Raw genomic sequence first — 23,243 nt, forward strand, 5'->3', positions numbered from 1 at the left:
CATCTTGCAAACAATACTTAGCATTAGCGGGCTGCACAAAAGGTTTGGCAAAGTGCATGCCGTAAACAACGTTTCGTTTACCATACAAAAAGGGAATGTATACGGCATACTGGGCCCTAACGGCAGCGGAAAAAGTACCACACTGGGCATAATACTGAATGTGGTAAATAAAACAGAGGGTACCTACAGCTGGTTTGGCGGCACTACCGAAACCCACGAGGCCCTGAAAAAGGTAGGCGCTATTATAGAGCGCCCTAACTTTTACCCGTATATGACGGCTTATGACAACCTGAAGTTGGTGTGTAAAATTAAGGGTATCGCCTACTCTAAAATACAGGAAAAGCTGGAACTGGTGGGGCTTTGGGAACGTAAGGACAGTAAGTTTAAAACCTTTTCTCTGGGTATGAAGCAGCGTCTAGCCATTGCCAGCGCAGTACTAAATGACCCGGAAATACTGATACTGGACGAACCTACAAATGGCCTTGACCCACAGGGTATACGCCAGATACGCGACCTGATACGTGATATTGCTGCTACAGGTACAACTATACTGCTGGCCAGCCACCTGCTGGATGAAGTGGAAAAAGTGTGCAGCCATGTAGTTGTTTTACGAAAAGGAGTGATATTGTATACCGGCACCGTACAGGGTATGGTGAGTAATGAAGGATTTTTTGAAATAGCTGCCGAAGACAATACAAAACTATTAGGACTAATACAGGGCCATCCGGCAGTAGAAAAGGCTGAATTGGCAGAAGGCAAGGTTACAGCATACCTGAGGCAACAGCTTGAAGCTGCCGAACTGAACAAATACCTGTTTACAAACGGAGTAGTACTGTGCCACCTGGTAAAACGTACGCACAGCCTTGAGGAACAATTCCTGAAACTAACCGGTAAAACAAACTAACACCATGAAACGATTACTTAGCATAGAATTACAGAAATTATGGCTGAACCGCAGCAGCCGGGTACTTATAATATCATACTTTATTATATTGTCTTTTATAGCCTGTATGGCATCTATAGAGTTTACGCTGTTCGGGCACAAAATAAGGCTTGCAGAACAGGGTATTTTTAACTTCCCGTTTATATGGCATTTTAACAGCTATGTGGCGGTATTGCTTAAAGGCTTCCTGGGTATAGTTATAGTATCTATGATGGCTAATGAATATACCTATGGCACCCTGAAACAAAACCTTATAGACGGCCTTAGTAAAAAAGAATTTATTGCGTCTAAGCTACTTACCGTATTATTATTTGCCGTAGCCTCAACTGCTTTTCTGTTTATAATGACACTTATACTGGGTTATAGCTTTTCATCATACACAGAATTATCTATAGTGTTTAGCGACCTGCAGTTTATTGTAGCGTACTTTTTTAACCTGCTTGGCTTTTTCTCATTGTGCCTTTTTGCAGGTATATTAATAAGGCGTTCGGCTTTTGCACTGGGGTTTGTAATTATGCTGTTTATAGTTGAAGTAATAGCCTTTTTACTGCTGCGTTTCCAAATTATAAAAGACGAAAAAATAGCCTCAAATATATTTAAGTTCTTCCCTATGGAATCATTCAGCAGCCTGCTGGTACACCCCGGTGAAAGGTTTAATGCCATACGCACTATCAACACCATTGCCGGAGGAAATAATACAGAAATTGATTATACCATACAGTGGTATACATATGCTATAGCCATAACATGGACAGTTATTTTCATGTACCTCTCTTACCGTACCCTTAAAAAACGGGATTTATAATCTTTTTTCAAAATATAATTCAAAGGCTCCTTTACGGGAGCTTTTCACATTTATAACCTTAACTTACAGCACAATAAAAATAATTGTATACATTTACACTTATAACCAATACACTCATGCTGCGACTATACTTTACGTTGATGGCACTGGCTTGCCTTTGTCCTGACGCCTCTGCACAGAACGATTGTACAGATGCAGTAATGCTTTGCGATGCTTCTTCCTATGGTAGGATACGTTACAATAATGGGTTTGGGATACAGGAAATAAACCCGGGAAATGTATGCAACGGAGCCGAAGCAAACAGTGTATGGTTTAAATTCATAATAAGCACAGGAGGTACGCTCCAAATTTTTGTTCACCCGCTTGATAATGAACCTGTAGATTATAACTTCTGGCTGTTTGGCCCTAACGCTACATGCAATAATCTGGGTAGCGCCATACGGTGCTCATCTACAGAGAAGCGGTCGGCAATAGCAGGCAGCGAAAATATTACCGGTACTTATCCCGGCGAAGACGATACTTCTGAAAGTACTGGTGAGGGAAACGGCTTTGTAAAACAATTAAATGTAAATGCAGGCGATTCTTATTACCTCCTTGTAGACCAGTCGCCGCAATCTGAAGGTTTTGTGTTGAGTTTTTACCCAACCACTGCAAGCTTTATCCAAGGACCTGTATTCCCAAACACCACCATAAGTGGTGGCTATGTTCAGGAACGCTGCGATGACGATGGCGTAAACGACCTCTCGGCACTGTTTGACCTTACGGTGTATGAAGCTTTAATATTTGCCGGGCAGCCTATGACTACTATAAGCTACCACAATGGGTATTCCAATGCCTTATTAGGTATCAACCCTATAAGTAATCCAACTGCTTACTACAACCCACCAATTGCTTATGACCCCATATACATGCGCCTGGAAAACACCCTGACAGGATGCATAAGTGTAGGTTCCCAGTTACTTATCATTACCAATACTGTAGTAGCCGGGCAACCTGAAAACCTTATGATGTGTGATGAAAGTGGTGATGGTATGGAGATTTTTGACCTTTCACAAAATAATGCTTTGGTACAAAATGGTACTACCCAACCCGTAAGTTACCATGCTACCGAACAGGACGCACGCGATAATATAAACCCGCTGCCCATGCTATACCAGAATACAACCCCTGCGCAAACCATATGGGCACGGCTAAGCGGCACAGAGGTATGCTATATGTATGACGTAAAACCTTTTACCATAGCACTTACCCCCATGCCACCGCTGGAATATACCCTGGATATAAACGACCTGCATCAGGGCATGGCAAGCGTTACCATCCGTGCCGAAAATATTGAAGAATTTGAGTTTTCGCTGGATGGTATTAATTATACCCATGCCCCAACACTAAGCGGGTTAGAGCAGGGTGAACACACGCTGTATATACGCCCCGCAGGTGGTTGTGACCCTGTAATTACCGATACGTTTTTTATATTGGATTTCCCTAAGTTCTTTACCCCGAATGCCGATGGTAATAACGACCTGTGGCGTATACCTTACACTACACTACGCCCAGGTGTTACCATAACAATTTTTGACCGTTTTGGTAACCTCATCGACCGTTTTGGAGGCATGTCTTCCGGGTGGGATGGCACATTGCGTGGTACTCCCCTACCTGCTACCGACTATTGGTTTGTAGCAACCCTTGAAAATGGCCGTACAGCAAAAGGACATTTTTCGCTCCTGCGCTAAACCTTTAACATATTCCCGTAGCCAAATTCGGTTTAATTCGCCGTACATTTGCCTTTACCATGAAAATAAACACATTACACACTATAATCACTGCATTTTTGCTGGCGGGCTTACCGGCTGCCGCCCAAAATATTGTTGTAGACAATACTTACACGGCGCAACAGCTTGTAGATGCCCTTACGGCCAATTCCTGTGCGCAGATAAGCAACGTATCAGTAAACGGTGCACCGGGTTCATCGCCCAGCTATGGGTATTTTAACGCAGGTCCTTCGTCATTCCCTTTTGGGGCAGGTATAGTACTCAGCTCAGGGTTTGCATCTTCTGCCGCAGGGCCTAATGACGATGACCTTAGTGATGGTGCCGATACATGGGGAGGCGATAACGACCTGGAAAACGCAATCAATACCACGAATTCATTTAATGCTACAGTATTGGAATTTGACTTTGTGCCAATAACAAACAACATTAGTTTCGATTATATTTTTGCTTCGGAAGAATACCTGCAAAACCCTCCGCCAAACTGGTGTGATTATAGTGATGGATTTGCTTTCCTTATAAAACCGGCAGGTTCTGCAGCCCCGTATCAAAACCTTGCTGTAATTCCCGGCACCGATACCCCTGTAAAAGTAACATCGGTACGTGGTGTGGGCGGATGCCCGTCTGCTAATGAAGAATATTTCGGCAGTTATAACAGTGTTACAAGCCCTGTTAACTTTAACGGGCAAACAGTAATACTTACGGCATCGTCTCAGGTAGTGGCCGGCACTACCTATCATATAAAACTTGTAATTGCCGACCAGGGCGATACCCAGTTTGACTCGGCTATTTTTCTTGGCGCAGGTACCTTTGCCGCTATTACCGACCTGGGTGCTGACAGGCTAACGGCTAACGGTAACCCTCTGTGTAACGGCGAAAGCCTTCAGCTTGATGCTACTACACCTAATGCTGTTGCCTACCAGTGGTATAAAGACGGGGTAATTTTGCCCGGGGAAACCAATGTACTATATACTGCTACCCAGCCCGGCGAATATAGTGCAGAAATTCAGCTTACCGGCACCTGCACCAGCCATGGCGAAATTACGCTGGAATATTCGGCCCCAATAAGTACAGCCCCAAATACGTACTATCAGTGCGACGATAATAGTGACGGGCTTACAGCCTACTACCTGCCGCAGGTTTCAGCAAAAATTGAGGCAGACAACACTGGGCTTAGTGTACTCTCGTACCACAGCAACCTGGCAGATGCCGATGCAAATTTAAACGCCATACCTGCTACTAACGATACTCCATTTTACAATACTGTAGCAGACCAAACCATATATGCCCGCGTAAGGAATGAATATAGCTGTATAGCCAGCATGCCTGTAGTACTTTCTATACCTGCTTTTGTAACGCTGCCGGTAGCACCCACCGGGCTTTGTGACGATGACGGAACCGACGATGGCTATACCACGTTTGACCTTAACAGCATATCGGCAACCATACGCGGCAGTTACCCCGTGGGCACCACATTGTCATTCTTTACTTCTGAAGCAGCTGCAATAGCAAACATAAGCCCGTTAGGAAGTACTTTTACCAATACCTTAAAGAACAACCAAATGCTTTACGGCCGCCTGGCTAATGCTCAGGGTTGCGGTGCTGTTGTACAGGTGCCACTGGTAGTATACAGCTTTGGGTCTGCCATATTACCGGAATCGGCTATATTGTGCGACAACCATCCGCTAACGCTCAATGCCGGTGCGGGTTATGCATCGTACAGCTGGGACACCACGCCTGCCCAAACCGGCCAAACCCTTAGCGTAACCGACCCGGGCGACTATACTGTAACTTTTATAACCACCGAGGGGTGCCAGGGCAGTAAAACCTTCACCGCAGTACAGTCGGGTGCGGCGACAGATGTTACGTATGAAGTAAACGACTTCCGGGGCAGCCGAAACAGCCTAACCATTACGGCAGGCGGCTACGGTACGTATGAATATTCGCTTGACGGTGAAAACTGGCAGGATAGTAATGTATTTGATAATCTGGAAGCCGGGCATTATACGTTTTACATACGCGATATAAACGGATGCAGCCCCGTATACCGCGAATCGCTGTATATACTGGACTACCCTAAATACTTCACCCCAAATGCAGACGGCACGCAGGACACCTGGCGTATACGCTACCTGAATACCAGGCCGGGTGTATCGGTAAATATATTTGACCGCTTTGGTAAACTGATAACCAATGTTAGCTATCGTTCCGATGGCTGGGATGGTACACTAAACGGCAGGCCGCTGCCCGCTACCGACTACTGGTTTGTAATAAGCCTTGAAAACGGCGATACGGTAAAAGGGCATTTTGCATTGATACGATAGTTATCCTACTTATCAATAAATGAGATAATACCAATCACTTTTTTGAGATTCTTCCACTCCGCTGCGCTCCGGTCAGAGTGGAAACAACAAATGATAAGTAATTGTAAGATAAACGTTAAAATAAGCGTTTTTTAGATAAAAATATAACAGGTAGGTTATCTTTGCCGCTACAATGGACAAACGTAGATTACACCACTATTTTACCGCATTAATATTACTTGTAAGCATTTCGGCTTCAGCCCAATACATACAGGTAGATGACAGCTATACAGGAACGCAGCTTATAAAGAATGTATTGGTACAAAGCCAGTGCATAACAGTAAGCAGCGTATCGGTTTCCGGTGGTTTCTTTAATGATGGTACCCACAGCTACGGCTACTTTAACAGTAACGGCAGTATTTTCCCGTTACAGGAAGGTGTAATCCTCAGTACCGGCCGTGCTATTAAGGCCATTGGCCCCAATACTACCCTGCAGGATGACGGCGGTGGCCTCAACTGGGGCGGCGATACCGATTTGCAACAATCATTAGACATAAACAACTCGGTAAATGCTACCGTGCTGGAGTTTGACTTTATTCCATTGGCAAACAACATACACTTCAGCTACCTGCTGGCCAGCGAAGAATACCATGATACAGCCCCTTGTACCTATTCAGACGGTTTTGCCTTTTTGCTAAAAGAAGCAGGCAGTACAGCACCGTACCAAAACCTGGCTGTTATTCCCGGCACTGATATTCCTGTTAAGGTAACATCGGTACACCCTGCCATACCGGGTGCCTGCCCCGCCCAAAACGCTGAGTATTTTGATGCCTTCAACGGTACAAACTACCCTACCAATTTTAACGGCCAAACCAAAGTAATGGATGCCACGGCTACCGTAGTACCCGGCACCCAATATCACATAAAACTGGTAATAGCTGATGAAGGTAACTACCGATACGACTCTGCCATATTTTTAGGCGGCGGCAGTTTTAACTCACAGGCCGATTTAGGTCCGGACAGGCTTTTTGCTACCAACAACCCTTTGTGTAATGGCGAGGCTTTTGTAATAGATGGTACTACACCAAGTGCCATAGGCTACCAGTGGTACAAAGATGGTGCTGCGCTTAGTGGAGAAACAGCGGCAACCTATACGGCTACCGCAACAGGAGACTACAAAGTAGAAATAAGCTTTACACCCAGTTGTGCCATAGACGGCGAAATACGGCTGGAATACAGTGCCCCGCTCAGCCTGGGCAGCTATACCCTGCTGCAATGCGACGACAATACCGACGGGCTTACGGCTTATAACCTGGAACAGGCAGGCCAGGTAGCGGTTAATGGCAATACCAACTATCAGGCTGTAGGGTATTTCCTTTCGCAAAATGATGCCGACAACAATACAAACCCAATAGCTAATCCTACCAGCTTTTACAATACCGTGCCGAACCAGCCGGTGTATGTACGTGTACAAGACCAATTCGGTTGCCACGGCGTAGCTGTAGTAACGCTGGATACATCTAATAATACCCTGACAGCCCCGGCCCCTATGGAAGCCTGTGATACTAATGAAGACGGTTTTTATACCTTCGACCTTACATCACAAAACAGTGCGATACTAAGTGGCTTGCCAACAGGCGTACAGCTGAAGTACTATCCGTCATATAATGATGCCCTTGTATTCAGCAATCCTATTACCACACCCGAAGCTTATACCAATACCACACCTAATACCCAAACCGTATATGCCCGCCTTACGCAGGTTAACGACTGCTACGGCATGGTACCGGTACAACTTATAGTATATACCTTTGGCAGTGCCATAGCCGATGACGAAGTAGCCCTTTGCCAGGGAAGTGATGTAACCCTGGATGCCGGAAGCGGGTTTACAGCCTACCTTTGGGACACTACCCCGGCGCAAACAACACAATCTATTACTACTGATACAGCAGGCACATATAAAGTTACCATAACCAGCATACACGGATGTGTGGGTACCAAAACGTTTTACGTAAACGAATCGGGGGCAGCAACAGCCATAAACCTTGAGGTGAATGATTTTAACGGAGGTGGCTATAACAGTATTACTGTACTGGCGCAGGGTCCCGGTGATTACCTATATTCTATAGACGGGCTGCAATGGCAAAGCAGTAATGTGTTTACCGGGCTGGAAAGTGGCGAGTATACCCTGTTTGTAAAAGACGATAACGGCTGTGGCATAAAATCAAAAACCGTTTTTGTGCTGGACTATCCTAACTACTTTACCCCTAACGGTGATAACGTACACGATACCTGGTACATCCGCCACCTGAATACCCGCCCCGGCGTAAGGGTGAAGATATTTGACCGCTACGGTAAGCTGATATATGGTTTTTTTGGCAATTCTACAGGCTGGGACGGCACACTTAACGGGCGTCCGCTACCGGCATCTGACTACTGGTTTACCATAACTTTAGAGAACGGCAGGGTTGTACGCGGGCATTTTGCATTGATGCGATAAGGCATTTCCTAATAATTTAACCCTTAGGGAGCATGAATTTAACATTTACGAAAACGTTTTTTGTTAAATTTTTAACTTTAACAATCAAAATACTGACACTTTTGTAAAATTTTGATTGTTAATGCAGTACAATTTCACACACCTAACAGGAAAAGGATTACACTATAAGAAAACCTTATAGCAATATTGTTTTTTTCAGGCTTCAGCCTCTTTACTATTATTCTTAGAGTAAGTAATTTAGCACTTACAAATGCCCCAAGAAAATGATTAAAATAGTACTCCCCCTTGCTATTGTGTGTTTGCTGTGCAGTTGTACCGCTGATGACACCACAACAACTACTGATGCTAAGATGTCTTACTACCAGTTTTCTGATGAAGACATGCTTAAACTGATCCCTTCAATTTATTACAGCCCCGGTGAAACCGTTACTTATGTTAACGAAGAATCGGACGTATTGCAATTTGAAGTAAGGCTTAATGAGGTTGTAACACGCTCTGCAGCCGAAAGCACTGATGCCCAACCCGGTATTAACTTTACGTATGACGAGCAGTATATAGAGCTGCGTTCTACCAAGTTTAGTAAAAACGAATATTTAGGCGAATCATCTTTCTTTATAAAACAGAGAAGATGGCCGAAATCATTTGTTGGCTCTAACAGGGAACCATCTGAAAGTTCTGATTTTGCCGTATCGCTAGGCTTGAAACCATTCTCAGACAAAATAGCAGAAACCACTATAGACCTTTCACGCAAGGAATACTCACTGGACGCTTTAGGTACTACCTGTAATGGTGTAATAGCTGTAGCCATACCTGATAATACCGCACAAACTACCCAAAGCGTATTACCTACGCTGAAGTATGTGTATTTTATGGAAGGTAAAGGCATTTTAGGCTTTGACGATGCCAGGGGCCATAAATGGCGCAGGCGATAAAAAACAAACAAATACAAACCATAAACAAAGCGCCTGTACAGAATATTCTGTACGGGCGCTGTTATTTTATATATGGGCCGATTACTATTTTACCGGCGCCGTATTATCAGCCGGGGTAAAATCCATAAAGATGCCACCGTTTAGCTCTATAGAAGTTATTTTCTTTTTGGCAGTAACAGTTACGTTGGCTTTAGCATTACCGCTTTCCCATACAGAAGGCGTAAAATGCGTTTTCTGTTTAGAACCGTCCTCCAGTGTCGCCACTACGTCAAACGGCACTGCAAAGCCTCCTATGTTCTCTATACTGATGGTTACACCATCGGATTTGGCCGTAGCAGCAGTAACTTTCAGGTCGATATAATTGTTGCTGAAAAACCAGTTGTTCCAAAACCAGTTAAGGTTTTTACCCGAACCGGTGTTCATACTGTAAAAGAAATCCCATGGTATAGGGTGCTTTCCGTTCCAATTGTCCATGTATTGGTGCAATGCTTTTTTAAACAGTGCATTACCCAGGTAATCTTTCAGTGCTAAGTATGCCAACGATGGCTTTACGTAGGAGTTATTTCCATATCCCATACCACTCAGCTGGCTGCTCATGGTTATTACCGGCTGGTCCTGCTCTGCGGCTGTGCTGCTTATCCAGCGCTTTACCCTGAAGTTCTGGTAAAACTTTGTCGCCTCTTCCTCTCCGTTCTCGTCAATCCCTATCAGGTATTCCAGCGTGGTAGCCCACCCCTCATCCATATACGCATAACGTGTTTCGTTTATGCCCATAAAAAACGGGAAGTATGTATGGGCTATTTCGTGGTCGGCAGTAAGGCGCGCGTCCTTCAAATCGTTCGGTATACTGCTGTCGTTAATCATCATAGGGTATTCCATATCGGCAAAGCCCTGTATGGCCGTCATTACCGGATAAGGATATTCTACACCCGGCCAGTTATCGGTATACCATTTCAGACTGTAGCGCATCCATCCCGCATATTGCTCAAAATCCTTGGCACCGTTGTTATACGCAGCCTGCACACTGGCTCGTTTTGTTTTTAATTGCACACTGGCAGCATCCCAAACGTAATGGTTGCTCATAGCAAAGCAGAAATCGGTAATATGGCTGGCTTTAAACTTCCAGGTATTCCATTCGGCCTGCTTTGTTACCTTACCCGATTTCATTTCCGCTTCGGTAGCCACATGCACAATTTTATCTTCTTTAAGCGACTTTTTAAAACGCTTCAGGTACTCGGGCTGCAACACATCTTCCGGATTCAGGAAATCGCCTGTAGCCCAAACCACATAATTTTTGCGCGCCGATATCTCGAAGTTGTAATCGTTGAAGTCGTTATAAAACTCTTGCCCGTCGGTATGCGGCAGTACATCCCAACCGTTGTAATCGTCATACACCGACACACGCGGGAACGAGTAGGCCACGTAAAACGTTTCGGGGTCTATCTGCCCTTCCCTGCCGCTTTCCTTAGATAGTGGGTATTCCCAAGATATGGTAATATCAGCAACCGACTTGGCCGCAAGTATTTTGTTCAGCCGTATACCGCCTACAGTACCCCAGCTTTCACTTTTAACTTCTACTTTCTCCCCATCAACAGATAGTGCCGTAATCTTAAGGCCACTGGTAAGGAAATCATCTCCCACATAACCGCTACGGGGCGCATTGGGCTTGTGTATGTTGTTTACAAAACGGATGATAAGCCCACGCATTTCATCGGGGCTGTTGTTTGTGTAGGCTATGGTTTCTGTACCGCTTACAATTTTGGTCTGGTCGTCTACCTGCACCTTAACGTTGTATATACCTTTGTTTTGCCAGTAGTTAGGGCCCGGTGCTCCGGTAGTACTGCGGGTGCCGCTTTCGTAAGCATCTTTAATGTTACGCGGCATGTACAGTTCCTGCGCCTGCAGCTGGAACGCCATACCGGCAAGGGCTATACCGAAAAATATTTTTTTCATAGTGATGTTGTGTTTTGGGCAAAAATAGGGGAAAACAATGATTCTGTATAACATAATTTTAGAGCCAATATTTATTAGCGGTTTACAATATCCCTTGCATCGCTCATGTAAATCGTATCAGTACCGGAACGCATTACAAGCACGGTACCATACTCTGCCGGTAGCCCTACATCTTCCGCTTGTTTCCATTCGCCTAAACCGGCAACAGTAACCCTCTCCCCTTCTTCAAGTATGCCTTCTTTATAGCGTATACTTTTATTAAAACCTAAAAAGCTTACACTTTCATGGCCGCGATCATTAAGATAAGTTTCTAACTGAGGGGTAGCGTCGTTAAAAGTACCGGAACTGTAATCCCTGTCCTGCACAATATAACTTTCAAGATTGGCATGCTTTATCAGTGCATAATGGTTGCCATCCTGTAGTACTACTGTACCGGTAATTTCTTCTTCTACAAGAGTATTCCAGCTATTGCTTTTGCCCCCCGAACTTTCTTCGATATGCACATAATAATGGCAGCATTCCCTACCGGATAAAGGTGCTTCAAGGGTTTCATCTACATAAATTATCGTGCCGGTAATCCTTCCCCGTTCTCCTTCTTTAAAATTAGCAATGCGTGTTACAGCACTTTTTTTAAGGTTACGCTTTACAACCGCTTTTTTGCTAAAATAAGAGGTAACACCAATTATAATCAGGGCAATTGCTGCAAACAGCATCGGGACAACATAATTTTCCATAACAAAGTAGTTGGTTAAAGTATGCTAAGATAAATATTTTGCCATATCATCATCGTATCCCCAAACAAAAAACTCCCGCCAATGGCGGGAGTCCTATATCTGAAAGCTGGCAGCTAATCGCTAAAAGCTTAATTAAGCAATTTTAAAACGCTTACGGTCGTTCTCGTTAAGGTAGATTTTACGCAGGCGCAGGCTCTTAGGCGTTACCTCTACGTACTCATCTTTCTGGATGTATTCCAGTGCCTCTTCAAGAGAGAATTTAATAGCAGGGATAATCCTTGCTTTATCATCTGCTCCTGACGAACGAACGTTAGTAAGTTTTTTGGTTTTGGTTACGTTAACAACCATATCATCGCCACGGCTGTTTTCACCGATAACCTGGCCTTCGTAGATATCCTCATTAGGATCTACAAAGAATTTACCACGGTCTTGTAGCTTATCTATAGAGTAAGGGATAGCCTTACCGTTTTCCATAGATATAAGCGATCCGCTAAGACGTCCCGGTATTTCACCTTTAAACGGTTGGTACTCCAGGAAGCGGTGTGCCATAATAGCCTCACCCGCAGTAGCAGTAAGCAGCTGGTTCCTAAGGCCGATGATACCGCGCGAAGGGATGTTAAACTGTATAATCATACGCTCGCCTTTTGGCTCCATGCTAAGCATTTCACCTTTACGAAGCGTTACAAATTCTACAGCACGGCCACTTAGGTTTTCAGGAAGGTCGATAGTAAGCTCTTCGATAGGCTCGCACTTAACACCGTCAATTTCCTTGATGATAACCTGCGGCTGGCCAATCTGAAGCTCGTAACCTTCACGGCGCATTGTTTCTATAAGTACAGACAAGTGTAGTACGCCACGGCCAAATACCATGAACTTATCAGCACTGTCAGTTTCGTTTACACGTAGGGCAAGGTTCTTTTCAAGCTCTTTGTTCAACCTGTCTTTAATGTGGCGAGAGGTAACAAATTTACCTTCTTTACCAAAGAAAGGAGAGTCGTTAATAGTGAAAAGCATGCTCATTGTAGGCTCATCAATAGCAATTGTAGCAAGCGCTTCAGGGTTTTCGAAGTCGGCAACAGTATCACCAATTTCAAAACCTTCAAGGCCTACAATAGCACAGATATCACCTGCCTGAACTTCTTCAGTTTTCCTGCGGCCGATGCCTTCAAAAACGTGAAGTTCTTTTATTTTAGACTTTATTATTTTACCGTCGCGTTTTACAAGGCTTATGTTCTGGCCTTCTTTAAGCGTACCGCGTTGTAGGCGGCCTATGGCGATACGGCCTGTAAAGCTGCTGAAGTCAAGAGACGTAATAAGCAACTGAGGCGTACCTTCAGATACTTTTGGCTCAGGTATGTGTGCCAGTACCATATCCAGTAGCGGCTCTATGTTTTCAGTTTTGTTTTTCCAGTCTTCACTCATCCAGTTCTGCTTAGCCGAACCGTATACTGTAGGGAAATCAAGCTGCCACTCCTCTGCACCAAGCTCAAACATAAGGTCGAATACTTTTTCGTGTACTTCTTCCGGAGTACAGTTTTCCTTATCTACCTTGTTTATAACCACACAAGGCTTAAGGCCAAGTGCAATTGCTTTTTGTAGTACAAAACGGGTTTGTGGCATTGGGCCTTCAAAAGCATCCACAAGCAGTAGTACACCGTCGGCCATGTTTAGTACACGCTCTACCTCGCCACCAAAGTCGGCGTGGCCCGGGGTATCTATAATGTTGATTTTTGTGCCCTTGTAGGTTACCGATACGTTTTTAGACGTAATGGTAATACCGCGTTCGCGCTCCAGGTCGTTGTTATCCAGGATAAGGTCGCCGGTGTTCTCGTTGTCACGGAACAGTTGGCAGTGGTACATAATTTTGTCTACCAGGGTAGTCTTACCGTGGTCAACGTGGGCAATAATTGCAATGTTTCTGATAGCAGCCATCTTCCTTTTTTTTGAAGCTGCAAAGGTACATATTATTTTGACAAAAAAAACATTAGTTATGAGTGAGTTAGCTTTGACAGCAAAAATTTTACGGCTACATAACATCCAAACAGATATATTTAACGTATATCCATATAACGAGGCCTTACTACTTCCTCCCCACAACAAAGCTTCTCACTGAAACATTTGTAAAATATTTAAGAATTGTTTAACTGATTCAACAGTTTTATTAAACTAAATTTGTTCAGCCTTTTACCCCAAAAGAATGAACAATATCAAAAACACCTTTACTATTAAAGACCTTGAAAACCTTAGTGGTATTAAGGCACACACCATACGTATGTGGGAAAAGCGCTATGAAGTACTTAAACCTATGCGAACAGACACTAACACCAGGGTATACGATGCCAAGAGCCTGCAAAAGCTTTTAAACATCAATACACTGAATACCTTTGGCTACAAGATAAGCAATATTGCAAAGCTGCCCGAGGAGCGTATACCACAAATAGTAAAGGAAATTTTAGCCGGTAAAACACTGAATAACCATGTGCTGCGTAACTTCAAGCTGGCCATGATGAATTTTGATGCCCGCCTGTTCCTGGAAACATACAACAACCTCTTAGCCACAAAAACCTTCAGGGAAATATTTTATGATTGCTTTTTGCCTCTGCTTGAAGAAATAGGCAACCTTTGGCAAACCGGCACCATAACACCCGCACACGAGCACTTTATAAGCAACCTGGTAAAACAGAAGATAATGACAAACACCGAGCCGTTGCAAATAAACATACCCAAACACACCGAACGCACATTTATACTATACTTACCGGAAGGTGAAATACACGAAATAGGCCTGATGCTTATTAACTATGAATTACTACTGAACGGGTATCATACAATTTATCTTGGCGAAAGTGTACCTATGGCCGACCTTGTCGAGATACAGCATCGTTTTGAAAATGTAACTTTTGTAACATATACTACTGTACAGCCTGTCTATGAAGAAATTCATAAATACGTTCGCGAAATGAGGGATCAGGTGCTTAGAGGGGATAATAATACATCACTTGTAATATGTGGACGTGGCGGCAGCTTTATAAATCCGGCCGAACTTAACGATAATATTAAATTATATAGGTCTGCAAAGGATTATGTTGAAACTATTCAGTAAAGTTTGAGATTAATTTAACAAGAAAACAAGAATTGTTGAACCATATAAAGGGTAACTTATACACATGCAACGAGATATAAAAATAATCGGCTCAGGCTTTTCGTCATTGGCGGCTGCCTGCTACCTTGCCAAAGCCGGGCATGCCGTTACCATTTACGAGAAAAACGCCACTGTAGGCGGCCGTGCCCGCAGGCTGGTTAAAGACGGTTTTACCTTTGATATGGGGCCTACCTGGTACTGGATGCCCGATGTATTTGAACGCTTTTTTGCAGACTTTGGCAAACAGCCATCTGATTATTATACTTTAGAAAAATTATCTCCGGCTTATAGGGTATATTTCGCAGAAAATGATTTTGTAGACATAGCGGATAATCTTAATGATATAGCCGCAACTTTTGAAACCATAGAGCCAGGCAGTGCGAAACAACTGCTGGAATTTATGGATGAAGCCCGCAGCAACTACGATATTGCCATAAAAAACCTTGTGTACCGCCCTGGCGAATCGCCGCTGGAACTGGTTACCACACAAACCATAACCCGCCTGTCGCAATTTATAGGCAACATATCCCGCGACATACGTAAGCGATTTAAGAATCCGAAGCTTGTACAGATACTGGAGTTCCCGGTATTATTCCTCGGTGCAAAACCCAGCGACACCCCCTCGTTTTACAGCTTTATGAATTTTGCCGACTTCGGGTTGGGTACGTGGCATCCTAAAAATGGTATGTACAGCGTGATTGAGGGCATTACAAAGCTGGCTACCGAGCTTGGCGTAACTATAGTTACCAATGCCCCTGTAGATAAAATAGGTGTAGAAAGCGGTGAAGCCACTTATATTAAGATAAACGGTACACAGCACACTGCCGATAACATAATATGCGGTGCGGACTACCACCACGGCGAAAGCCTGCTGGAACCGCAATACCGTAAATACAGTGAAAAATACTGGGACAGCCGCACTTTTGCCCCCTCTTCCCTACTGTTTTATGTAGGTTTCAACAAAAAGGTGGAAAATGTGCTGCACCACACACTGTTTTTTGATACGGACTTTGACATACATGCCAAAGATATATACGACAGTCCCCGCTGGCCCGATGAACCGTTGTTTTATGCTAGTTTCCCCTCTAAAACAGACGCGAGCACTGCCCCCGAAACACATGAAGCGGGGACTTTCCTTATTCCACTGGCACCGGGTATAGAAGATACACCAGAGCTAAGGCAAAAGTATTTTGACATTATCATAAACCGTCTTGAAAAGCTTACCGGGCAATATATAAAGGATAGCATCCTTTTTGCCGAAAGCTATTGCCTTAACGATTTTATAAACGACTACAATTCGTATAAAGGCAACGCCTACGGGCTGGCCAATACATTGTGGCAAACTGCATTCCTGCGTCCCAAGCTCAGGAGTCCCAAGGTAAGCAACCTGTATTTTACAGGCCAGCTTACCGTACCGGGGCCGGGTGTACCGCCTGCACTGATTTCGGGCAAGCTGGTAGCCGGACTCGTAGAAAAACAAATTACTAAACACTCAACAGAAACCTCTCCCGTATGAAAAGTATATTCGACAACGTATCATTTGCCTGTGCACGGCTTGTAACCCGGGCGTACAGCACTTCGTTTTCTACGGCGGTAAAAATGCTTGCCCCTTCCATAAGGCAGGATATATACAATATTTACGGGTTTGTGCGCCTGGCCGATGAAATTGTAGACAGCTTCCACGATTATAATAAAGAAACACTCTTTAACCGTTTTGAGCAAGACCTTGAAAATGCACTGGGTGAAGGCATAAGCCTGAACCCGGTACTGAATGGTTTTCAGCATACGGTTATCAAATATGATATACCGCGCCACCTGATTGACGCCTTTATGAAAAGCATGAAACAGGATTTGGTAAAAAAAGACTACACCTCTTTTGCCGAATACAACGAATACATATACGGCAGTGCCGATGTGGTGGGGCTAATGTGCCTGAAGGTTTTTGTAAACCGAAACGATGCCCGCTATGAGGCCTTGAAACCAAGCGCCATGAGGTTAGGTTCAGCTTTCCAAAAAGTAAACTTTCTGCGCGACCTCAAGGCCGATACCGAGGAGCTGGACAGGAGTTACTTTCCATCGCTTAACCTTAACGATATGACCGATGCTACAAAAAAGGCCATCATAGACGAAATTGAAGCTGACCTTGCAGCAGGTTATGCCGGTATAGTGCAGTTGCCCAAAGAAGCACGTTTTGGCGTCTACACAGCCTATGTATACTATAAAAAGCTGCTCACCAAGCTGAAGAATACTCCGCCTCTGGAAATAAAAAGCCGTCGCATCCGCGTACCCGACTACCAAAAAATAACGCTGCTGGCACGCTGCTACGTTAATTACAGGCTAAACATACTTTAAAACACGCTTATGGCTATCTGGATATACATACTGGTCTTTTTCCTCACCTTCGGTATTATGGAATTTATGGCGTGGTTTACCCATAAGTACGTTATGCACGGTTTTTTATGGAGCCTGCATAAAGACCACCACCACAAGGACCACGAGTCATGGTTTGAACGGAATGATACGTTTTTCATTTTCTATGCTCTGATAAGCATCGGCTTCTTCTTGCTTTGGCAAAACCATATATTAGAAATCGGCCTTGCTATTGGGTTGGGAATTTTTGCATATGGGTTTGCATACTTTATGGTACATGACATCTTCATCCACCAGCGGTTTAAAATATTCCGCAATGCCGAAAGCCGTTATGGAAAGGCGGTGCGCCGCGCCCATAAAATGCACCACAAACACCTGGGCAAAGAACATGGTGAATGTTTCGGGATGCTGTTATTCCCGTACAAATACTGGCGGGATGCCAAGGGTAAGTAAGGATAAATTTATTATCTTTGGTTAAATGAACTTCTTAGAAAATCATATAACAGGCATTACTGAACTTTGTAAAAACCACAAGGTAAAGTCGCTATATGCTTTTGGTTCTGTCCTTACCAGTGAATTTAATGATCAAAGTGATATTGATTTTGTTGTAGATTTTCAGCAACAGGATGTTTTAGATTACGGAGATAATTATTATGACTTAAAATTTTCATTAGAAGAAATTTTAAAACGCCCTATTGACCTTCTTGAAGAAATAGCAATTAAGAATCCTTATTTCAGGAAAAAACTTGAAAGCCAGCGCCAATTGATTTATGGATAACAATATAAAAACTTGGCTATTTGACATTTATAATTCGATACTTGAAACTGAAACCTATTTTACAGAAATTCCATATGATTTTAATTTTTATCAGAGGGACATACGTACAAAACGTGCAGTAGAAAGAAATCTCGAAATTATTGGCGAGGCTATGAGCCGTATCTTAAAAGAAGATAATACCATAGCAATTTCTAACACCCGAAAAATTGTAGATGTAAGGAACAGGATTATACACGGTTATGATTCCGTTTCAGACGAAACAATTTGGGGTATTTTAATGAAACAGATCCCTGTTTTAAAAGATGAAGTAAAAAAACTGCTTGAATTATAACTTCCCTCTCTTTAATTCATGACGCTTTGGTATACTATTGTTCCCGTTTAAATACTGGCGGGATGCCAAGGGTAAATAAGGATAAATTTATTATCTTTGGTTAAATTCGAATGAAGATGGATCTACAAACGCGAAAGATATTATTTGTTCAGGAATTCCTTAACATAAACAACGAGGAGACTGTTTCATTTTTTGAAACCTTGCTAAAAGAGGAAAAGAATACCGGGCACATCCACCCTATGACTGTTGAAGAGTTGCGCAGAAGGATTCAACTGTCGCGCGAAGATGCCCAAGCAGGAAGGCTTACAGAAACAAAAGATCTTTTAGCTGAAATCAAGGAATGGCGTTAAAAACATATTGGACTGACTTTGCGAAAGCCCAATTGAAAACAATTTTCGATTACCATAATTTTAATGTTTCGCTAAGCGTTGCACAAAAACTGGCAGAGGGAATTGTAAAAGAATCGGAAAAAATAGCATTAGCTCCTGACGCGTTCCAAATTGAAGATTTATTGTCTGATTTTCCGGATGAATATCGTTACAGGCTATATAAAAATTATAAAATAATTTTCTTGGTAACCGAAAAGCAAATAGAAATCCACGATGTTTTTGATACCCGCCAAAATCCGGTTAAGATAAAACGTGAAAAATAATAACGGCTGCTTTTTGGCAGCCGTTATTATTTATCCAAGCTCCACTCCCCTGTAGCTGTTTATCTTATCCAGGTGTAGTATTGTTTTGGTTTGTTCATCATTTTCAGCATACATCATTTCGAATTTTGCACCGTACACCACCTCGTCAAAAGTATAACTAGTACTAATGGCTACAGTGTTGCTGTACAGGTCGTCAAAGGCTTTAATATACACGATAAATTCCCCTTCTATCAGCTTAAAATCCTCATCAGAAAAACCGTAAAGCGGGCTGTTTTCATCTATAGGATGCACCAGTGTCCAACTTAGTGACAGCGAACTGATACGCACCATTTCCAGCGGCAGTTGGTAGAACTTGTTTACCGGTATGCCGTTTTCCTCCAGCACTATACCCAGGGTTACACGGGCTTCGGCTTCAAGCAGATTGGTGTTTTTATGCGGAGCCATGCGTATGGTGAGTGCCTTTCCTCCTTTATAGGGCGATATTAATGCATTATTAGAAAATATAAGGTGTGCCTTTGGCCTGCTGAAACGCCCGTAAAACAAGCCTGTGGCTATAGCAAAACTGAGTAGCCCCGTAAGCGCCTCTGTAGCGGCAAGTGCACTGGTAACCACCCCTGACGGACTTATGTGCCCGTACCCCACCGTGGTAAACGTCTGTGCGCTGAAAAAATAGGCCTTGCCAAACTTTACCCATTCCGAACCTGTATCGCCTATACCGTTCAGGTTTTCTACCCCAATGATGTAGTAAAGCGATGCAAATATGAAGTTGATTACCGTGTAAAACAGGAAGATTATTAGTAAAAACTTCCAGCCGCGCATACTTACCAGCGTATGGAACCAGCTTACCCTACTAAATATGGCAAGCCCGCGCTTTTCTATATTGGCTGATCCGTCTTTGTTTATAAAACGCCCGCCATAGCTGCCTGCACTGGTACCAAAACCTGTAGTGCTGCTGGCCTGGGCATTTTTATTGATGTTTTTAAATAATTCCATATAAAGTTTTTGGTGCGATAAAAATAGCGAAATAACAGCTTACAAAACAACAACCCCCACAGCATAGCTGCAGGGGTTGCATAAAGATATAAAAGATACAAGCTTTACTTGCTAAGATACATTTTACGGCGGCTGTACAGCTCGTAGAACTGGTCGTCCTTAAGGTCGTCTATAAACAGGATGCTTTCACCTGTAGATTTCATTTCAGGCCCCAGTTTTTTGTTCACCTTAGGGAACTTGTTAAATGAGAACACCGGTTGTTTTATAGCAAAACCTTTCAGTTGCGGGTTAAAGATAAAGTCTTTTATCTTCTTCTCACCCAGCATTACTTTGGTAGCGTAGTTTACATACGGCTCACCATACGCTTTCGCAATGAACGGCACAGTACGGCTCGCCCTTGGGTTGGCCTCGATAATGTAAACCGTATCGTCTTTAATGGCAAACTGTATGTTGATAAGGCCTACCGTTTTCAGCGCAAGCGCTATCTTTTTGGTATGGTCTTTTATCTGTTGCATTACAAACTCGCCCAGGTTAAACGGTGGCAGTGTAGCATTGCTATCACCACTGTGTACACCACACGGCTCTATGTGCTCCATGATACCGATGATGTAAACATCTTCACCGTCGCATATAGCATCGGCTTCCGCCTCTATGGCACCGTCAAGGTAGTGGTCAAGCAGTAGTTTGTTACCCGGTATGCTCTTAAGCAGGTCGATAACGTGCTCTTCAAGCTCCTGCTTGTTGATCACGATTTTCATACCCTGCCCGCCCAATACATAACTTGGCCTTACCAGTAGCGGAAAGTCAAGGGTTTCCGCAAGCTGGCTGGCTTCATCAGCGCTTTCTGCAATACCGAATTTAGGGAATGGTATGCCCAGGTCGGTAAGCAGGTCTGAGAAACGCCCGCGGTCTTCGGCAAGGTCCAGCGCATCAAAGCTGGTACCTATGATTTTTATGCCGTAACGGTCAAGTTTCTCCGCAAGCTTAAGAGCCGTCTGGCCACCAAGCTGTACGATTACACCTTCAGGCTTCTCGTGGCGGATGATATCGTATATATGCTCCCAGAATACCGGCTCGAAGTACAGCTTGTTAGCCGTATCAAAGTCAGTTGAAACCGTTTCAGGGTTACAGTTTATCATTATCGTTTCGTAACCGCACTCAGCAGCGGCAAGTACACCGTGCACGCAAGAGTAGTCAAATTCTATACCCTGCCCTATACGGTTTGGCCCTGAGCCAAGTACAATTACTTTCTTCTTATCGCTTACAATACTTTCGTTGTGAACGTATTTGGTACCGTCAGCTTTTTCTATCTCAGCCTCAAATGTTGAGTAGTAGTACGGGGTTTTAGCAGTAAACTCAGCCGCGCAGGTATCTACCAGCTTATACACACGTTTTACGCCAACTTCCTCACGCTTGTTGTACACATCACTTTCTTTACAGCTAAGCATGTGGGCTATCTGCCTGTCGGCAAAGCCTTTCTGTTTGGCCTCAAGAAGTAAATCTTTCGGAAGTGTTTCTATAGTATAGTTAGAAATCTCTTTTTCAAGCAGGTATAGCTCCTCATATTGCTTCAGGAACCACATGTCTATCTGCGTGATTTCGTGGATGCGGCTAAGTGGTATACCCATTTGTATCGCATCATAAATTACGAATACACGGTCCCAGCTTGCATGGGTAAGCTTATCAATAATCTGGTCGTAGTTAGTATACCCTTTACCGTCGGCGCCAAGCCCGTTACGCTTTATTTCAAGCGACTGGGTAGCTTTGTGCAGCGCTTCCTGGAATGAGCGGCCTATACCCATAACCTCACCTACTGATTTCATCTGCAGGCCAAGGGTACGGTCAGCGCCTTCAAACTTGTCAAAGTTCCAGCGCGGTATTTTCACGATTACATAGTCAAGCGTAGGCTCGAACAGCGCCGAAGTTGACTTAGTAATCTGGTTTTGAAGCTCGTCAAGGTGGTAACCCAGTGCCAGCTTAGCAGCGATTTTTGCAATCGGGTAACCGGTAGCTTTAGAGGCCAGTGCCGATGAGCGCGATACCCTCGGGTTGATTTCTATCGCTACAATATCTTCTTTCTCGTCAGGGCTTACGGCAAACTGTACGTTACATCCACCGGCAAAGTTACCGATGCTGCGCATCATAAGTATAGCCATATCCCTCATTTTCTGGAAGGTAGTATCGCTCAGCGTCATGGCCGGCGCTACAGTGATACTGTCACCTGTGTGGATACCCATTGGGTCCATGTTCTCGATAGAACAGATAATCACTACGTTATCGTTCTTATCGCGAAGCAGCTCCAGCTCGTATTCTTTCCAGCCGAAAAGCGCTTTATCTATCAGTACTTCGTGTATAGGCGAAGCCTCAAGGCCGCGCGTAAGCAGCTCATCAAAATCTTCTTTTTTGTGTACAAAAGCTGCCCCTGTACCACCCAGCGTAAACGAAGGGCGTATTACCAGCGGGAAGCCAAATTCCTGCGCAATCTCTTTACCTTTAAGGAAAGAGTTGGCCGTTTTGGCAGGTGCGGCAGGTATACCTATCCTTTCAAGCAATTGCTTAAACTGCTCGCGGTCTTCGGTAACGTTAATGGCATTTACATCAACCCCTATAAGGCGCACATTAAAATCGGCCCATATGCCCTTTTCCTCTGCTTCAAGGCACAGGTTAAGCGCTGTTTGTCCGCCCATAGTAGGCAGTACGGCATCGATATTCGGGTGTGCTTTTAAAATCTCTATGATCGACTTGGTAGTAAGCGGCTTCAGGTAGATATGATCGGCCATAGAAGGGTCGGTCATAATGGTTGCCGGGTTAGAGTTGATAAGGATAACTTCTATTCCTTCTTCCTTAAGCGAGCGCGCCGACTGCGAACCAGAGTAGTCAAACTCACAGGCCTGGCCGATGATGATAGGCCCCGAGCCGATAATCAGTACAGATTTAATGGAATTGTCTTTTGGCATTGTATTGTTGTAGTGTTGTGTTTAGTATAAGCCCTTCGGCCATGCAAAATTACGCAATAATTCAATTTAATTTTCCGGCTGACG

At 43.9% G+C, this 23,243-nt stretch carries 19 protein-coding genes; 14 read left to right on the plus strand and 5 right to left on the minus strand.

Annotation, left to right across the window (positions count from 1 at the left end):
* The first annotated feature begins 4 nt into the window (after positions 1-4).
* The 6 genes from ACZIX4_RS18805 to ACZIX4_RS18830 all read left to right on the plus strand — a co-directional run bounded on the left by ACZIX4_RS18805 (position 5) and on the right by ACZIX4_RS18830 (position 9,249).
* Positions 5-904: an ABC transporter ATP-binding protein gene (locus ACZIX4_RS18805; RefSeq protein ID WP_463337195.1), complete on the plus strand. Its 900-nt coding sequence runs from the start codon at positions 5-7 to the stop codon at positions 902-904.
* 4 nt (positions 905-908) lie between these two features.
* Positions 909-1,748: an ABC transporter permease gene (locus ACZIX4_RS18810; protein ID WP_463337196.1), complete on the plus strand. Its 840-nt coding sequence runs from the start codon at positions 909-911 to the stop codon at positions 1,746-1,748.
* Positions 1,749-1,864: 116 nt separating this feature from the next.
* On the plus strand, positions 1,865-3,478 hold the full coding sequence (locus ACZIX4_RS18815; RefSeq protein ID WP_463337197.1) for a T9SS type B sorting domain-containing protein: 1,614 nt from the start codon (positions 1,865-1,867) through the stop codon (positions 3,476-3,478).
* A gap of 59 nt (positions 3,479-3,537) precedes the next feature.
* Entirely contained in the window at positions 3,538-5,838 is a 2,301-nt protein-coding gene (locus tag ACZIX4_RS18820; protein WP_463337198.1) for a choice-of-anchor L domain-containing protein, read from the plus strand.
* A 172-nt stretch (positions 5,839-6,010) separates the two neighbouring features.
* On the plus strand, positions 6,011-8,317 hold the full coding sequence (locus ACZIX4_RS18825; RefSeq protein ID WP_463337199.1) for a choice-of-anchor L domain-containing protein: 2,307 nt from the start codon (positions 6,011-6,013) through the stop codon (positions 8,315-8,317).
* Between the two features lie 263 nt (positions 8,318-8,580).
* Positions 8,581-9,249 (plus strand): hypothetical protein, encoded by a 669-nt coding sequence (locus ACZIX4_RS18830; RefSeq protein WP_463337200.1) that lies wholly within the window; start codon positions 8,581-8,583, stop codon positions 9,247-9,249.
* Positions 9,250-9,333: 84 nt separating this feature from the next.
* On the opposite strand, the gene ACZIX4_RS18835 is transcribed toward ACZIX4_RS18830, so the two are convergent.
* From ACZIX4_RS18835 to typA, 3 genes are all read right to left on the minus strand, one after another.
* Positions 9,334-11,202, minus strand: a complete 1,869-nt coding sequence (locus ACZIX4_RS18835; RefSeq protein WP_463337201.1) for a M1 family metallopeptidase — start codon at positions 11,200-11,202, stop codon at positions 9,334-9,336.
* Positions 11,203-11,276: 74 nt separating this feature from the next.
* Positions 11,277-11,936: a hypothetical protein gene (locus tag ACZIX4_RS18840; RefSeq protein WP_463337202.1), complete on the minus strand. Its 660-nt coding sequence runs from the start codon at positions 11,934-11,936 to the stop codon at positions 11,277-11,279.
* A gap of 132 nt (positions 11,937-12,068) precedes the next feature.
* Positions 12,069-13,868 (minus strand): translational GTPase TypA, encoded by a 1,800-nt coding sequence (typA, locus tag ACZIX4_RS18845; RefSeq protein ID WP_463337203.1) that lies wholly within the window; start codon positions 13,866-13,868, stop codon positions 12,069-12,071.
* A 265-nt stretch (positions 13,869-14,133) separates the two neighbouring features.
* Here typA and ACZIX4_RS18850 point away from each other — a divergent pair, with 265 nt between their 5' ends.
* The 8 genes from ACZIX4_RS18850 to ACZIX4_RS18885 all read left to right on the plus strand — a co-directional run bounded on the left by ACZIX4_RS18850 (position 14,134) and on the right by ACZIX4_RS18885 (position 19,209).
* Positions 14,134-15,039 carry a MerR family transcriptional regulator gene (locus ACZIX4_RS18850; RefSeq protein ID WP_463337204.1) on the plus strand — a complete coding sequence of 302 codons (906 nt, stop codon included), beginning with the start codon at positions 14,134-14,136 and terminating at the stop codon, positions 15,037-15,039.
* A gap of 64 nt (positions 15,040-15,103) precedes the next feature.
* A complete protein-coding gene (locus ACZIX4_RS18855) occupies positions 15,104-16,594 on the plus strand; it encodes a phytoene desaturase family protein (protein ID WP_463337205.1) in 1,491 nt (496 codons plus the stop codon).
* Complete coding sequence (locus ACZIX4_RS18860; protein WP_463337206.1) at positions 16,591-17,430, plus strand: phytoene/squalene synthase family protein; 840 nt, start codon at positions 16,591-16,593, stop codon at positions 17,428-17,430. Before ACZIX4_RS18855 ends, ACZIX4_RS18860 begins: the two co-directional genes overlap by 4 nt.
* A gap of 9 nt (positions 17,431-17,439) precedes the next feature.
* Positions 17,440-17,901: a sterol desaturase family protein gene (locus ACZIX4_RS18865; RefSeq protein WP_463337207.1), complete on the plus strand. Its 462-nt coding sequence runs from the start codon at positions 17,440-17,442 to the stop codon at positions 17,899-17,901.
* A 25-nt stretch (positions 17,902-17,926) separates the two neighbouring features.
* Positions 17,927-18,226 (plus strand): nucleotidyltransferase family protein, encoded by a 300-nt coding sequence (locus tag ACZIX4_RS18870; RefSeq protein WP_463337208.1) that lies wholly within the window; start codon positions 17,927-17,929, stop codon positions 18,224-18,226.
* Positions 18,219-18,557, plus strand: coding sequence for a HepT-like ribonuclease domain-containing protein (locus ACZIX4_RS18875; RefSeq protein WP_463337209.1), 339 nt, complete (start codon positions 18,219-18,221; stop codon positions 18,555-18,557). The genes ACZIX4_RS18870 and ACZIX4_RS18875 overlap by 8 nt, the downstream gene beginning before the upstream one ends.
* A 116-nt stretch (positions 18,558-18,673) precedes the next feature.
* A complete protein-coding gene (locus tag ACZIX4_RS18880; RefSeq protein ID WP_463337210.1) occupies positions 18,674-18,907 on the plus strand; it encodes a hypothetical protein in 234 nt (77 codons plus the stop codon).
* Positions 18,898-19,209: a type II toxin-antitoxin system RelE/ParE family toxin gene (locus ACZIX4_RS18885; RefSeq protein ID WP_463337211.1), complete on the plus strand. Its 312-nt coding sequence runs from the start codon at positions 18,898-18,900 to the stop codon at positions 19,207-19,209. The genes ACZIX4_RS18880 and ACZIX4_RS18885 overlap by 10 nt, the downstream gene beginning before the upstream one ends.
* A gap of 30 nt (positions 19,210-19,239) precedes the next feature.
* On the opposite strand, the gene ACZIX4_RS18890 is transcribed toward ACZIX4_RS18885, so the two are convergent.
* Both ACZIX4_RS18890 and carB read right to left on the minus strand, forming a co-directional pair.
* Positions 19,240-20,202, minus strand: a complete 963-nt coding sequence (locus tag ACZIX4_RS18890; RefSeq protein ID WP_463337212.1) for an ion channel — start codon at positions 20,200-20,202, stop codon at positions 19,240-19,242.
* 104 nt (positions 20,203-20,306) lie between these two features.
* A complete protein-coding gene (gene carB / locus ACZIX4_RS18895; RefSeq protein ID WP_463337213.1) occupies positions 20,307-23,159 on the minus strand; it encodes a carbamoyl-phosphate synthase large subunit in 2,853 nt (950 codons plus the stop codon).
* Between the last annotated feature and the right edge of the window lie 84 nt (positions 23,160-23,243).

This window comes from Flavobacterium niveum, assembly GCF_055231775.1.

What these genes read in the sequence shown, in the direction of transcription:
- ACZIX4_RS18810 (WP_463337196.1), top strand. Translation starts at nt 909, where the DNA reads ATGAAACGATTACTTAGCATAGAATTACAGAAATTATGGCTGAACCGC.
- ACZIX4_RS18815 (WP_463337197.1), top strand. Translation starts at nt 1,865, where the DNA reads ATGCTGCGACTATACTTTACGTTGATGGCACTGGCTTGCCTTTGTCCT.
- ACZIX4_RS18820 (WP_463337198.1), top strand. Translation starts at nt 3,538, where the DNA reads ATGAAAATAAACACATTACACACTATAATCACTGCATTTTTGCTGGCG.
- ACZIX4_RS18825 (WP_463337199.1), top strand. Translation starts at nt 6,011, where the DNA reads ATGGACAAACGTAGATTACACCACTATTTTACCGCATTAATATTACTT.
- ACZIX4_RS18830 (WP_463337200.1), top strand. Translation starts at nt 8,581, where the DNA reads ATGATTAAAATAGTACTCCCCCTTGCTATTGTGTGTTTGCTGTGCAGT.
- ACZIX4_RS18835 (WP_463337201.1), bottom strand. Translation starts at nt 11,202, where the DNA reads ATGAAAAAAATATTTTTCGGTATAGCCCTTGCCGGTATGGCGTTCCAG.
- ACZIX4_RS18840 (WP_463337202.1), bottom strand. Translation starts at nt 11,936, where the DNA reads ATGGAAAATTATGTTGTCCCGATGCTGTTTGCAGCAATTGCCCTGATT.
- typA (WP_463337203.1), bottom strand. Translation starts at nt 13,868, where the DNA reads ATGGCTGCTATCAGAAACATTGCAATTATTGCCCACGTTGACCACGGT.
- ACZIX4_RS18850 (WP_463337204.1), top strand. Translation starts at nt 14,134, where the DNA reads ATGAACAATATCAAAAACACCTTTACTATTAAAGACCTTGAAAACCTT.
- ACZIX4_RS18855 (WP_463337205.1), top strand. Translation starts at nt 15,104, where the DNA reads ATGCAACGAGATATAAAAATAATCGGCTCAGGCTTTTCGTCATTGGCG.
- ACZIX4_RS18860 (WP_463337206.1), top strand. Translation starts at nt 16,591, where the DNA reads ATGAAAAGTATATTCGACAACGTATCATTTGCCTGTGCACGGCTTGTA.
- ACZIX4_RS18865 (WP_463337207.1), top strand. Translation starts at nt 17,440, where the DNA reads ATGGCTATCTGGATATACATACTGGTCTTTTTCCTCACCTTCGGTATT.
- ACZIX4_RS18870 (WP_463337208.1), top strand. Translation starts at nt 17,927, where the DNA reads ATGAACTTCTTAGAAAATCATATAACAGGCATTACTGAACTTTGTAAA.
- ACZIX4_RS18875 (WP_463337209.1), top strand. Translation starts at nt 18,219, where the DNA reads ATGGATAACAATATAAAAACTTGGCTATTTGACATTTATAATTCGATA.
- ACZIX4_RS18880 (WP_463337210.1), top strand. Translation starts at nt 18,674, where the DNA reads ATGGATCTACAAACGCGAAAGATATTATTTGTTCAGGAATTCCTTAAC.
- ACZIX4_RS18885 (WP_463337211.1), top strand. Translation starts at nt 18,898, where the DNA reads ATGGCGTTAAAAACATATTGGACTGACTTTGCGAAAGCCCAATTGAAA.
- ACZIX4_RS18890 (WP_463337212.1), bottom strand. Translation starts at nt 20,202, where the DNA reads ATGGAATTATTTAAAAACATCAATAAAAATGCCCAGGCCAGCAGCACT.
- carB (WP_463337213.1), bottom strand. Translation starts at nt 23,159, where the DNA reads ATGCCAAAAGACAATTCCATTAAATCTGTACTGATTATCGGCTCGGGG.